Origin of the sequence: Streptomyces sp. NBC_01341, assembly GCF_035946055.1 — a bacterium.
Lineage (GTDB): Bacteria > Actinomycetota > Actinomycetes > Streptomycetales > Streptomycetaceae > Streptomyces.
In genome coordinates this window covers 2,457,672-2,471,035 of sequence record NZ_CP108364.1, presented here as the reverse complement: position 1 = coordinate 2,471,035, position 13,364 = coordinate 2,457,672, and the positions used below count along the sequence as shown (strand labels likewise).

Below are 13,364 nucleotides of genomic sequence, written 5' to 3'. Positions count from 1 at the left end.
GACCGCGAGGTCCTCGGCACGTCACAGCTCCGGGTGCGCCGTACCTCCGCACGGTCCGGGCCTCGGCCTCGTCGGAGACCTTCGCCACACGGACGCGGCCCCGGCCCGGCGCGGGCACCCCCCGTGCCGATGGCCGAAACCCCTGGTGAGCGCCGGGTGACCGGGTCATCGCCGGCCCGTTCGAGGGCCCCCGCCGCCTGCCGGAGGCCACCGCTCGCTGTGCCAGGCTTCTGGCTGCCCCGTTGTCGCCCACGGGAGACGACGGGCCTCGCCCGTGCACGACGGCAGGGGGGTAGCAGCGAGGAACGAAAGAGGGAGCCGCATGAGCGAGCAGAGCAGGAGCACCGGCCGAATACGTGGCACCGGCAGCCGCCGGAAGAAGCCCTCCAGGGGCCGCCGCGTGAAGACCGTCGCCCTGTGGGGCGCCGCCGCCCTGGTGGTCGTCGGAGGTTCCGGGGCCGGATACGCCTACGTCACGCTCAACGGGAATCTCAAGGCCGTCGACATCGACGCCGCGCTGGGCACGGACCGCCCGGACGACGTGGACGACGGCTCCCAGGACATCCTCGTGCTCGGTTCGGACTCCCGCTCGGGGGCCAACTCGCAGTACGGCGAGGACGGGGGCGGCGCCCGGTCGGACACCGCGATGGTCGTCCACGTCAACCGGGGCCACACCTCGGCGAGTGTGGTCTCCGTCCCGCGGGACACCCTCGTCGACCGCCCCGCCTGCGCGAGCGACACCAGCGGCCGGCAGGTCGGCGCGGAGCACCACGCCATGTTCAACACGGCGTACGAAGTCGGCGGGCCCGCCTGCGCGGTGAAGACCGTCGAGGCGATGTCGGGCATCCGCATGGACCACTACGTGGAGGTCGACTTCACCGGGTTCAAGAAGCTCATCGACGAGCTGGGCGGCGTCCCGATCACCACCTCGCAGGCGATCGACGACCCCGACAGCCACCTCGCGCTGAAGCCCGGCACCCACACGCTCAGCGGTGAACAGTCCCTCGGCCTCGTCCGCACCCGGCACAGCGTCGGTGACGGCAGCGACCTGGGCCGCATCCAGCTCCAGCAGGCGTTCGTGAAGGCACTGATGGACCAGGCGAAGAGTGTCGGGGTGTTCTCCCACCCGAAGAGGCTCTTCGGGCTCGCGGACTCGGCCACCAAGGCGGTCACCACCGACTCCGCGCTGGCCTCGGTCAAGAAGCTCGCCGGCTTCGCCAACGGGCTCAAGGGCCTCGGCTCCAAGAACGTCGACATGGTGACGCTGCCCGTGGAGTACGACCCGGAGAACCCCAACCGCGTGCTCCCCCAGGAGAAGGCCGGACAGAAGGTGTGGGCCGCTCTCAAGCAGGACAAGCCGGTTCCGGCCTCCGCCACGGCGAAGTCGGCCGGAGACAAGGGCGGAGCGGGGACGGTGGTGCGCTGAGGCCCCCCGGGCGGCGGCTTTCCGTCACCGCACGGTCGCCCAGCGTTCCCCGTGCGCGAGGGGAATACACACAGACGGGTCCTCGTTTTGGGAGATACGGCCGGTCCTGGCAGACTGGTACGTCGGCCCCGGTTCACGGACGCGCAATCCGCGCGAACGACCCGGAGCCCTCCCGAACCTAGGAGACACCTTGAAGCGCGACATCCACCCCGAGTACGTCGAGACGCAGGTCAGCTGCACCTGCGGTGCGTCGTTCACCACCCGGAGCACCCTTGAAGGCGGCGCCATCCGCGCCGACGTCTGCTCCGAGTGCCACCCGTTCTACACGGGCAAGCAGAAGATCCTCGACACCGGCGGCCGCGTGGCCCGCTTCGAGGCCCGCTTCGGCAAGGCTGCCGGCTCCGCCAGCAAGTAGCGAGCCACTGCGCCGGTTCCCGACGCCCTCCAACGGGGCGCCGGGGCCGGCGTTTTTTCCGGCTCTGCCGCCGGCCGCGCCCCGGCGGCGTACCACCGGCAGCACGCCGTCCAGGCAGCCCGCAGACGTATGACGCAGAAACCAGGAGCCCGAAGATGTTCGAGGCGGTCGAGGAACTGATCGGCGAGCACGCCGATCTCGAGAAGAAGCTCGCCGACCCGTCGGTCCACGCCGACCAGGCCAACGCGCGCAAGCTGAACAAGCGCTACGCGGAGCTGACCCCGATCGTCTCCACGTACCGGTCCTGGAAGCAGACCGGCGACGACATCGAGACCGCCCGCGAATTCGCCGCCGACGACCCGGACTTCGCCGCCGAGGTCAAGGTCCTGGAGAAGCAGCGCGAGGAGATCACCGAGAAGCTCCGGCTCCTGCTGGTCCCGCGCGACCCCAGCGACGACAAGGACGTGCTGCTGGAGATCAAGGCGGGAGCGGGCGGCGACGAGTCCGCCCTCTTCGCCGGCGATCTGCTGCGCATGTACCTGCGCTACGCCGAGCGCGTGGGCTGGAAGACCGAGATCATCGACTCCACCGAGTCCGAGCTCGGCGGTTACAAGGATGTCCAGGTCGCCGTCAAGACCAAGGGCGGCAACGGCGCCACCGAGCCGGGCCAGGGTGTCTGGGCGCGGATGAAGTACGAGGGCGGCGTGCACCGCGTGCAGCGCGTGCCCTCCACCGAGTCGCAGGGCCGCATCCACACCTCCGCCGCCGGTGTGCTCGTCACGCCCGAGGCGGAGGAGGTCGACGTGGAGATCCACGCCAACGACCTCCGCATCGACGTCTACCGCTCCTCCGGCCCCGGCGGCCAGTCCGTCAACACCACGGACTCCGCCGTCCGCATCACGCACCTGCCGACCGGTGTCGTCGCCTCCTGCCAGAACGAGAAGAGCCAGCTCCAGAACAAGGAGCAGGCCATGCGCATCCTGCGCTCCCGGCTGCTGGCCGCCGCCCAGGAAGCCGCCGAGCAGGAGGCCTCCGACGTACGCCGCAGCCAGGTGCGCACCGTGGACCGGTCCGAGAAGATCCGGACGTACAACTTCCCGGAAAACCGCATCTCGGACCACCGCGTCGGCTTCAAGGCGTACAACTTGGACCAGGTGCTCGACGGTGAGCTCGACGCGGTCATCCAGGCCTGCGTCGACGCCGACTCGGCCGCCAAGCTCGCCTCCGCGTAAGCGCCACCGCCCGCCCCGCTCGTGAACCCGTACGGAGAACCGCGATGAACCTGCTGCTCGCCGAGGTGGCCCAGGCCACCCAGCGGCTGGCCGACGCCGGTGTCCCCTCACCGCGATTCGACGCCGAGGAACTCGCCGCGTTCGTGCACGGGGTCAAGCGGGGCGAGCTGCACAACGTGCCGGACGCCGACTTCGACGCCCGCTACTGGGAGACGATCGCCCGCCGCGAGGCCCGCGAGCCCCTCCAGCACATCACCGGCCGGGCCTTCTTCCGCTACCTGGAACTCCAGGTCGGCCCCGGAGTCTTCGTCCCCCGCCCGGAGACCGAGTCGGTCGTCGGCTGGGCGATAGACGCCGTCCGCGCGATGGACGTCGTCGAGCCGCTGATCGTCGACCTGTGCACCGGATCGGGCGCGATCGCCCTCGCCATGGCGCAGGAGGTCCCGCGCTCGCGGGTGCACGCCGTCGAGCTGTCCGAGGACGCCCTGAGGTGGACCCGGAAGAACGCCGAGGGGTCCAGGGTCACCGTGCACCGCGGCGACGCCCTGAGCGCCCTCCCCGAGTTCGACGGCCAGGTCGACCTGGTGATCTCCAACCCGCCCTACATCCCGCTCACCGAGTGGGAGTACGTGGCGCCCGAGGCCCGCGACCACGACCCGCAGATGGCGCTGTTCTCCGGCGAGGACGGACTCGACACCATCCGCGGCATCGAACGCACCGCGCACCGGCTGCTGCGCCCCGGCGGGCTCGTCGTCATCGAGCACGCCGACACCCAGGGCGGCCAGGTGCCGTGGATCTTCACCGAGGAGCGGGGCTGGGCCGACGCGGCCGACCACCCCGACCTGAACAACCGGCCCCGGTTCGCGACGGCCCGCAAGGCCATGCCGTGACCACCGGACCGCACGACCCCTACCCGTACACGCCCGAGGAGGCCGGCTGATGGCACGGCGATACGACTGCAACGACGCGACCGACCGTACGACCGGCCTGCGTGAAGCCGCGTCCGCCGTCCGCCGCGGCGAACTGGTCGTGCTGCCCACCGACACCGTCTACGGCATCGGTGCGGACGCCTTCAGCTCCGAGAGCGTCGCCGACCTCCTCGACGCCAAGGGCCGCGGCCGTAACATGCCGACCCCCGTCCTGATCGGCTCCCCGAACACCCTGCACGGTCTGGTGACCGACTTCTCCGAGCAGGCGTGGGAGCTCGTCGACGCGTTCTGGCCGGGCGCCCTCACACTCGTCGCCAGGCACCAGCCGTCGCTGCAGTGGGACCTCGGTGACACCCGCGGCACCGTCGCCGTCCGGATGCCCCTGCACCCCGTCGCCATCGAGCTGCTGACGGAGGTCGGCCCGATGGCCGTCTCCAGCGCCAACCTCACCGGACACCCCTCTCCCGAGGACTGCGACGCCGCCCAGGACATGCTCGGCGACAGCGTCTCCGTCTACCTCGACGGCGGCCCGACCCCCGGGATCGTGCCGTCCTCGATCGTCGACGTCACGGGCAAGATCCCCGTGCTGCTCCGCGCCGGCGCACTCTCGGTCGAGGAACTCCGCAAGGTGGTACCCGACCTCGAGGTGGCCAATTGACCGCCCCTGAGGGGCGTGGCATAGCGGGGCAGCACGACGCTTTCCGCATCCTCCACGTCAGCACCGGCAACGTCTGCCGCTCGCCCATCACCGAGCGGCTGACCCGCCATGCCCTCATGAACCGCCTCGGAGATCCGCTGAGCGGCGGCCTCATCGTGGAGAGCGCGGGCACCTGGGGACACGAGGGCGCGCCCATGGAGGCCAACGCGGAGGTCGTCCTCGCCGACTTCGGCGCCGACGCCACGGGGTTCGTCGGCCGCGAACTCCTCGACGAGCACGTGATCCGCGCCGACCTGGTGCTCACCGCCACCCGCGACCACCGGGCCCAGGTCATCTCCATGGGCCACTCGGCGGGCCTGCGGACCTTCACGCTCAAGGAGTTCACCCGGCTGGTGCGGGCCATAGACCCCGCGACCCTCCCCGACGCCCGCGAGGAGGGCGTCGTCGAGCGCGCCCGCGCGCTGGTGCGCGCCGCGGCGGCCCTGCGCGGCTGGCTCCTCGCGCCCACCGCCGAGGCCGACGAGGTCTACGACCCCTACGGCGCCCCGATCACGTTCTTCCGCTCCATCGGCGACGAGATCAGCCAGGCGCTCGATCCCGTCATGACGGCACTGACCGGGGTGGGCGCGCCCCACTGAACGACCGCCGCACCGCGCAACACCGCGCCCGGGTGCGCCGACCGGCGTAGAGGGCCGCACGGCAGCGGGCAGGCAGCCGGGGGCGGGCCTACATTGGATCTGACGCCAGTGCACCCCTCCCTCAGGCCCGGAGCCGTCAGATGCCGGTCACCACGCCAGTCGCACCCGCAACCGTGCCCCCGCCGGACACCGCCGTGCCGCAGGACTTCCGCGCCCTGCTCCGCCAGGACCCGGAGATCGGCGGCATCCTGCTGGCCGAGGCCGGCCGGCAGGCGACCACCCTCCAGCTGATCGCCGCCGAGAACTTCACCTCGCCCGCGGTCCTCGCCGCCCTCGGCTCCCCGCTCGCCAACAAGTACGCCGAGGGCTACCCCGGAGCCCGCCACCACGGCGGCTGCGAGCAGGCCGACGCCGCCGAGGGCCTCGCCGTCCGCCGCGCCATGGAGCTGTTCGGGGCCGAGCACGCCAACGTCCAGCCGCACTCGGGCTCCTCCGCCGTGCTCGCCGCGTACGCCGCGCTGCTGCGCCCCGGCGACACGGTGCTGGCCATGGGGCTTCCGTACGGCGGCCATCTCACCCACGGCGCCCCCGGGAACTTCTCCGGGCGCTGGTTCGAGTTCGCCGGCTACGGCGTCGACCCCGACAGCGGCCTCATCGACTACGCGCAGGTACGCGCACTCGCCCGGGCGCGACGCCCCAAGGCGATCGTCTGCGGCTCGATCTCCTACCCCAGGCACCCGGACTACGAGCTGTTCCGGGACATCGCCGACGAGGTGGGCGCCTATCTCATCGCCGACGCGGCCCATCCCATGGGGCTGATCGCCGGGGGAGCGGCGCCCAGTCCGGTGCCGTACGCGGATGTGGTCTGCGCGACGACGCACAAGGTGCTGCGCGGACCCCGTGGCGGCATGATCCTCTGCGGCGTCGAACTGGCCGAGCGGATCGACCGCGCGGTGTTCCCCTTCACCCAGGGCGGCGCGCAGATGCACACGGTCGCGGCGAAGGCGGTCGCGTTCGGCGAGGCGGCCACCCCGGCGTACGCGGTGTACGCCCACCGGGTCGTCGCGCACGCCCGGGCCCTGGCGGCCGCCCTCGAGGCCGAGGGCTTCGAGGTGACCACGGGCGGCACGGACACCCACATCGTCGTCGCGGACCCCGGACCCCTCGGCGTGGACGGCCGCACGGCACGCGAGCGGCTGTGCGCGGCGGGGATGGTCCTGGACACCTGCGCGCTGCCCTACGGGGACGCGCGCGGTATCCGGCTCGGCACGGCGGCCGTGACGACCCAGGGGATGGACGAGGACGACATGGTGCGGATCGCCGGTCTGTTCGGCGCCGCCGTGCGTGAGGAACGCGACACCGGCCGGCTGCGGGCCGACGTGCGCGCGCTGGCCGAGCGGAATCCGCCGTATCCGGGGTAGCCGGACCATGTGCAACCATCACCCGTGGCTCGGTGTCCTCACTCATGAGACTAGGGTGTGGGGCTGAGATGGCCGGCGAAATCTGTGGGGCAGCCCGTGCGTGATTACCTGCTGACGCTCTGTGTCACGGCCGCAGTGACCTATCTGCTGACCGGGCCTGTGCGGAAGTTCGCCATCGCGGTCGGGGCGATGCCCGCGATCCGTGCGCGCGACGTACACCGGGAACCGACTCCCCGGCTCGGTGGCATCGCGATGTTCGGCGGACTCTGCGCCGGCCTGATCGTCGCGGACCACCTGTTCAACCTGAACGGTGTCTTCGACCTCTCCAACGAGCCCAGAGCGCTGCTCTCCGGCGCCGCTCTCATCTGGCTGATCGGCGTCCTGGACGACAAGTTCGAGATCGACGCGCTGATCAAGCTCGGCGGACAGATGATCGCCGCCGCGGTCATGGTCATCCAGGGTCTGACGATCCTGTGGCTGCCCATCCCCGGTGTCGGCACGGTCGCGCTCACCCAGTGGCAGGGCACGCTGCTCACGGTCGCCCTGGTCGTGATCACCATCAACGCGGTCAACTTCGTCGACGGTCTGGACGGCCTCGCGGCCGGCATGGTGTGCATCGCCTCCGCGGCGTTCTTCCTGTACACCTACCGCCTCTGGTACGGGTACGGGATCGAGGCCGCGGCCCCCGCGACGCTCTTCGCCGCGATCCTGATGGGCATGTGCCTCGGCTTCCTGCCGCACAACATGCACCCCGCCCGGGTCTTCATGGGGGACTCCGGGTCGATGCTGATCGGCCTCGTGCTGGCCGCCGGCGCCATCTCCGTCACGGGTCAGGTCGATCCGGACACGATGAAGCTCTTCGAGGGCAGCGAGCGGCAGGCCACCCACGCGATGCTCCCCGTCTTCATCCCGTTGCTGCTGCCGCTCACGATCATCGCGATCCCGGCCGCCGACCTCGTGCTCGCCATCGTGCGCCGCACCTGGAACGGCCAGTCGCCGTTCGCGGCCGACCGCGGACACCTGCACCACCGGCTGCTGGAGATCGGGCACTCGCACAGCAGGTCCGTGCTGATCATGTACTTCTGGTCCGCGCTCATCGCGTTCGGCGCCGTCGGCTACTCGGTCCACTCCGCCTCGCTGTGGATCGTGCTGGTCATCGTCGGACTCAGCGCCGTCGGCCTGATCCTCCTGCTCATGCCGCGCTTCACCCCGCGGGCACCGCGCTGGGCGGAGGCGTTCGTACCGCCCCGCTACCGACGCCGGAGGCGTGCGGGCCACGAAGAGGCCGCACAGGCCGCCGAGGACGCCTCCCGCGGCCAACACGGGCCGCGGGGCTCGGAGATGGCCTCCCCGGCACCGGAGCGGGCCCCGGTGGCCGTGGGAGTGTCCGGCGTCAACGGAGCGACAGCGATCGGCCCCCGTTCGCGCTTCGCGGATCGGGACCGGGCCGACTCATCACGCTGACGGACCGGGTGCAGACGCCCCGATACCAGACAAACCGCTGTGACGTGCTGCACAGGCGCGCGAAGTAACCCTCACGTGTGACAGCTGGCACACTTTCTGAGTAAAGACCTCATCAAATAGTTTGTGATAGCGTTCACGAAGCCCGGTGATGAAGCCGAAGGACCTGAGTAGCACGGTCCATTGGCCCGAAACATCGATCTCGGTCCGGGCCTACGCTCGTCCCTGACGACCACTGCCCACCCCCTGCCATGCGGAGCAACCGCCATGCCGTCCAACAACGACGTCCGGACTCTCCTTCAGACCGCCGTGCCCACTGCTGCCGCCGGCGTCGTCGCCGCTGCGGTCAGCGCCGGTGTCGCGGGTGGCAAGGGAGCCCTGGGTGCGGTTGTCGCGACGCTGGTCGTGATCCTCTTCATGGGGATCGGGCTCGTGGTGCTGCAGCGGACCGCCAGGTCCCTTCCGCACCTGTTCCAGGCCATGGGGCTGATGCTGTACACGGCGCAGCTCCTCCTTCTGTTCATCTTCGTCGCCGTGTTCAAGGACACGTCGCTGTTCAACCCGAAGGCCTTCGCGATCACACTGGTCGCGACGACTCTCGCGTGGATCGGCGCGCAGGCGCGTGCGCACATGAAGGCCAAGATCCTTTACGTCGAACCCGAGTCCAGCGACGCCCACCAGCCCAAGAAGACGGGCTCGTCGGCGTGATGGGTAGGGCCGGAATAAGGGCGCTCACCGGAGCCTGCTATCGTCCGGTTTCAACTGCGGCACTGCGGGCGCGGGCATGTGAGCTGACGCCTGCTCGATCGCGAGGCTCATTGCCTGACTGCCGCTCACACATCCGTAACACCAGTCCAGTGCCGAACCGCGGCCGCGTGCCGCGCCGACACATCGAGGTTGCCGTACCTATGCGCCACGCTGAAGGAGCCCGCGGTGAGTGCTGACCCGACACAGGTGCTCGCCTTCGAGACCGATTGCCACATCTTCGACGGTTGTGGTTTCCCGGCACCCGGCCTGCACTCGTTCCTGTTCGAGCCCCTCTGGGGAGACGCGGACAGCAACCTGTACTTCAACAAGCCGATGCTGCTGGCCCTGCTCGGCTCGGTCATCATCGTCGGTTTCTTCTGGGCTGCGTTCCGCAAGCCCAAGATGGTCCCCGGCAAGCTGCAGTCGGTCGCCGAGATGGGCTACGACTTCGTCCGCCGCGGCATCGTCTACGAGACGATCGGCAAGCGCGAGGGCGAGAAGTACGTTCCGCTCGTCGTCTCGCTGTTCTTCTTCGTCTGGATGATGAACCTCTGGTCGATCATCCCGGTCGCCCAGTTCCCCGTGACGTCGATCATCGCGTACCCGATCGTGCTCGCCCTGATCGTCTACGTGCTCTGGGTCAGCCTGACCTTCAAGCGGCACGGATTCGTCGGCGGGTTCAAGAACATCACCGGCTACGACAAGTCGCTCGGCCCGGTGCTTCCGCTGGCGATGCTGATCGAGTTCTTCTCGAACCTCTTCGTCCGGCCGTTCACGCACGCGGTGCGACTCTTCGCGAACATGTTCGCCGGACACACCCTGCTGCTGCTGTTCACCATCGCCAGCTGGTACCTGCTCAACGGCATCGGCATCGCGTACGCGGGCGTCTCGTTCATCATGGTCATCGTCATGACCGCGTTCGAGCTCTTCGTTCAGGCGCTGCAGGCGTACGTCTTCGTGCTCCTGACCTGCACCTTCATCCAGGGCGCGCTCGCCAAGCACCACTGAGTAGCGCGCACCGCACCCTTATTCGTCCGGTGGCCAACCCCCACCGGTCCTTGAAAGAGAAGGAAGACTGGCATGTCCCAGACCCTCGCCGCTCTCACTGGCGACCTGAAGGCTCTCGGCTCGATCGGTTACGGCCTCGCCGCCATCGGTCCCGGCGTCGGCGTCGGCATCATCTTCGGTAACGGCACCCAGGCCCTCGCCCGCCAGCCCGAGGCTGCCGGCCTCATCCGCGCCAACCAGATCCTCGGCTTCGCCTTCTGTGAGGCGCTCGCCCTCATCGGTCTGGTCATGCCGTTCGTCTACGGTTCCTGATCTTCAGGCCTGACGACCAGCACCCGAGACGAAAGGCACTGATGTGAGCCAGCTGCTTACGGTCGCGGCTGAGGAGATGGAAAATCCCCTCATCCCGCCGATTCCAGAGCTCGTCATCGGCCTCATCGCCTTCGTCATCGTCTTCGGCTTCCTCGCCAAGAAGCTCCTCCCGAACATCAACAAGGTTCTGGAAGAGCGTCGCGAGGCCATCGAAGGCGGTATCGAGAAGGCCGATGCGGCCCAGACCGAGGCCCAGAGCGTTCTTGAGCAGTACAAGGCTCAGCTCGCCGAGGCCCGCCACGAAGCAGCCCGTCTGCGCCAGGAGGCGCAGGAGCAGGGTGCCGTCATCATCCAGGAGATGAGGGCGGAAGGTCAGCGGCAGCGCGAGGAGATCATCGCCGCAGGCCACGCCCAGATCGAGGCGGACCGCAAGGCCGCAGCCTCGGCGCTGCGTCAGGACGTGGGCACCCTCGCCACCGCCCTGGCCGGCAAGCTCGTCGGCGAGTCCCTCGAGGACCACGCCCGGCAGAGCGGCACCGTCGACCGATTCCTCGACGAGCTCGAGGCGAAGGCCGAGGCCGTCCGATGAACGGAGCGAGCCGCGAGGCGCTGGCCGCCGCACGCGAGCGCCTCGACGCACTGACCGACAGCACGTCGGTCGACGCGGCGAAGCTCGCCGAGGAGCTGGCAGCCGTCACCGCGCTGCTCCACCGCGAGGTGTCGCTGCGCCGGGTCCTCACCGACCCGTCGCAGGGCGGCGAGGCCAAGGCCGAGCTCGCCGGACGCCTGCTGCGCGGTCAGGTCGGCGGCGAAGCCGTGGACCTGGTCTCCGGCATGGTCCGCTCCCGCTGGTCGCAGTCGCGTGACCTGGTCGACTCGGTCGAGGAACTGGCGAACACCGCAGACCTCACCGCGGCCCAGCGTGCCGGTGCCCTCGACGACGTCGAGGACGAACTGTTCCGGTTCGGCCGGATCGTCGGTTCCGACAAGGGACTGCGTTCCGCGCTCACCAGCCGCACGGCGTCGGCCGCCGCCAAGGGCGAGCTGCTCCGCAGCCTGCTCGCCGGCAAGGCGCAGCCCGTCACCGAGCGTCTCGTCACGCGCCTCGTGACCCAGCCGCGTGGACGTAGCCTGGAATCGGGACTCGACTCCCTGGCCAGGCTGGCCGCGGAGCGCCGGGACCGCATGGTCGCCGTCGTCACCTCAGCGGTGCCGCTGTCCGACCGGCAGAAGCAGCGCCTCGGTGCTGCTCTGGCGAAGATCTACGGCCGGCAGATGCACCTGAACCTCGACGTGGACCCCGAGGTCCTCGGCGGGATCACGGTGCGCGTCGGTGACGAGGTCATCAACGGCACGATCGCGGAGCGCCTCGCTGAGGCGACCCGCCGGATGGCCGGCTGACAGCGAGCAGCGCAACCGCACCACCTGAACGAGCAAGAACAGCGGCCCGGTTGGGCCGTGCAGAAATTGCAGAAGATTCCTGGGGGTCGCCCCCAGACCCCCTTAAGAAACTTCGGGCCCAACAAGGAGAGCAGGGAACCCAGATGGCGGAGCTCACGATCCGGCCGGAGGAGATCCGGGACGCACTGGAGAACTTCGTCCAGTCGTACCAGCCGGACGCGGCCTCGCGCGAGGAGGTCGGAACGGTCAGCGTTGCCGGCGACGGCATCGCGAAGGTGGAGGGTCTGCCCTCCGCCATGGCGAACGAACTGCTGAAGTTCGAGGACGGAACCCTCGGTCTCGCACTCAACCTCGAAGAGCGCGAGATCGGTGCGATCGTCCTCGGCGAGTTCAGCGGAATCGAGGAGGGCCAGCCGGTGCAGCGCACCGGTGAGGTGCTCTCCGTCGGCGTCGGCGAGGGCTACCTCGGCCGCGTCGTCGACCCGCTCGGCAACCCGATCGACGGTCTCGGCGAGATCGCGACCGAAGGACGCCGCGCCCTCGAGCTGCAGGCCCCTGGCGTCATGGTCCGCAAGTCGGTGCACGAGCCGATGCAGACCGGCTACAAGGCCGTCGACGCCATGGTGCCGATCGGCCGCGGCCAGCGTCAGCTGATCATCGGCGACCGTCAGACGGGTAAGACCGCTCTGGCCGTCGACACGATCATCAACCAGCGCGACAACTGGCGCTCGGGTGACGTGAACAAGCAGGTGCGCTGCATCTACGTCGCCATCGGTCAGAAGGGCTCCACCATCGCCTCCGTGCGCGGTGCCCTCGAAGAGGCCGGCGCGCTGGAGTACACGACCATCGTCGCCGCCCCGGCGTCCGACCCGGCCGGCTTCAAGTACCTGGCGCCGTACACCGGCTCGGCCATCGGCCAGCACTGGATGTACGACGGCAAGCACGTCCTCATCATCTTCGACGACCTCTCGAAGCAGGCCGACGCCTACCGCGCCGTCTCGCTTCTGCTGCGCCGTCCGCCGGGCCGTGAGGCCTACCCGGGCGACGTCTTCTACCTGCACTCGCGTCTGCTGGAGCGCTGCGCCAAGCTCTCCGACGACATGGGCGCCGGTTCGATGACGGGTCTCCCGATCGTCGAGACCAAGGCGAACGACGTGTCGGCGTTCATCCCGACCAACGTCATCTCCATCACCGACGGCCAGTGCTTCCTGGAGTCCGACCTGTTCAACGCGGGTCAGCGTCCGGCGCTCAACGTCGGTATCTCGGTCTCCCGAGTCGGTGGCTCCGCCCAGCACAAGGCCATGAAGCAGGTCTCCGGCCGACTGCGCGTGGACCTCGCCCAGTTCCGTGAGCTGGAGGCGTTCGCCGCCTTCGGTTCCGACCTGGACGCGGCCTCGAAGGCGTCGCTGGAGCGCGGTAAGCGCATGGTCGAGCTGCTGAAGCAGCCGCAGTACGCCCCGTTCCCGATGGAGGAGCAGGTCGTCTCCGTCTGGGCCGGCACCACGGGCAAGATGGACGACGTCCCGGTCGAGGACATCCGCCGCTTCGAGAGCGAGCTGCTGGAGTACCTGCGCCGTGAGCGCAAGGACCTCCTGACCAGCATCGCCGAGGGCGGCAAGATGTCCGACGACACGCTGCAGTCGATCGCCGACGCGATCGCCGCCTTCAAGCAGCAGTTCGAGACCTCGGACGGCAAGCTCCTGGGCGAGGGCTGAT

The 13,364-nt window shown here is 69.6% G+C and carries 14 protein-coding genes; all 14 read left to right on the top strand.

All coding sequences use genetic code 11. The features are described 5' to 3' along the window. Positions 1-322: 322 nt before the first annotated feature. Entirely contained in the window at positions 323-1,426 is a 1,104-nt protein-coding gene (locus OG206_RS10455) for an LCP family protein (RefSeq protein ID WP_327114602.1), read from the top strand. Positions 1,427-1,616: 190 nt separating this feature from the next. Continuing rightward, entirely contained in the window at positions 1,617-1,841 is a 225-nt protein-coding gene (rpmE, locus tag OG206_RS10450; RefSeq protein WP_099174467.1) for a 50S ribosomal protein L31, read from the top strand. Positions 1,842-1,996: 155 nt separating this feature from the next. Continuing rightward, the gene (gene prfA, locus OG206_RS10445) at positions 1,997-3,073 is read left to right on the top strand and encodes a peptide chain release factor 1 (RefSeq protein ID WP_327114600.1); all 1,077 of its coding nucleotides are present in this window, start codon (positions 1,997-1,999) and stop codon (positions 3,071-3,073) included. Between the two features lie 44 nt (positions 3,074-3,117). Further along, complete coding sequence (gene prmC, locus OG206_RS10440; protein WP_327114598.1) at positions 3,118-3,963, top strand: peptide chain release factor N(5)-glutamine methyltransferase; 846 nt, start codon at positions 3,118-3,120, stop codon at positions 3,961-3,963. A gap of 49 nt (positions 3,964-4,012) precedes the next feature. Next, positions 4,013-4,660: an L-threonylcarbamoyladenylate synthase gene (locus OG206_RS10435; RefSeq protein WP_327114596.1), complete on the top strand. Its 648-nt coding sequence runs from the start codon at positions 4,013-4,015 to the stop codon at positions 4,658-4,660. After that, a complete protein-coding gene (locus OG206_RS10430; RefSeq protein WP_327114594.1) occupies positions 4,657-5,298 on the top strand; it encodes an arsenate reductase/protein-tyrosine-phosphatase family protein in 642 nt (213 codons plus the stop codon). Before OG206_RS10435 ends, OG206_RS10430 begins: the two co-directional genes overlap by 4 nt. 140 nt (positions 5,299-5,438) lie before the next feature. Continuing rightward, positions 5,439-6,719: a serine hydroxymethyltransferase gene (gene glyA, locus OG206_RS10425; RefSeq protein WP_327114592.1), complete on the top strand. Its 1,281-nt coding sequence runs from the start codon at positions 5,439-5,441 to the stop codon at positions 6,717-6,719. 84 nt (positions 6,720-6,803) lie between these two features. Then, on the top strand, positions 6,804-8,183 hold the full coding sequence (locus OG206_RS10420; protein ID WP_327114590.1) for an MraY family glycosyltransferase: 1,380 nt from the start codon (positions 6,804-6,806) through the stop codon (positions 8,181-8,183). Between the two features lie 264 nt (positions 8,184-8,447). Beyond that, positions 8,448-8,888, top strand: a complete 441-nt coding sequence (locus OG206_RS10415) for a hypothetical protein (protein ID WP_327114588.1) — start codon at positions 8,448-8,450, stop codon at positions 8,886-8,888. Between the two features lie 225 nt (positions 8,889-9,113). Further along, the gene (gene atpB / locus OG206_RS10410) at positions 9,114-9,935 is read left to right on the top strand and encodes a F0F1 ATP synthase subunit A (RefSeq protein ID WP_327114586.1); all 822 of its coding nucleotides are present in this window, start codon (positions 9,114-9,116) and stop codon (positions 9,933-9,935) included. A gap of 72 nt (positions 9,936-10,007) precedes the next feature. Next, on the top strand, positions 10,008-10,247 hold the full coding sequence (locus OG206_RS10405; protein WP_327114584.1) for a F0F1 ATP synthase subunit C: 240 nt from the start codon (positions 10,008-10,010) through the stop codon (positions 10,245-10,247). Positions 10,248-10,290: 43 nt separating this feature from the next. Beyond that, entirely contained in the window at positions 10,291-10,836 is a 546-nt protein-coding gene (locus OG206_RS10400) for a F0F1 ATP synthase subunit B (RefSeq protein WP_327114582.1), read from the top strand. Further along, positions 10,833-11,648, top strand: coding sequence for a F0F1 ATP synthase subunit delta (locus tag OG206_RS10395; protein WP_327114580.1), 816 nt, complete (start codon positions 10,833-10,835; stop codon positions 11,646-11,648). The genes OG206_RS10400 and OG206_RS10395 overlap by 4 nt, the downstream gene beginning before the upstream one ends. Before the next feature lie 143 nt (positions 11,649-11,791). Next, complete coding sequence (atpA, locus tag OG206_RS10390; protein WP_136328755.1) at positions 11,792-13,363, top strand: F0F1 ATP synthase subunit alpha; 1,572 nt, start codon at positions 11,792-11,794, stop codon at positions 13,361-13,363. Position 13,364: the final 1 nt, after the last annotated feature.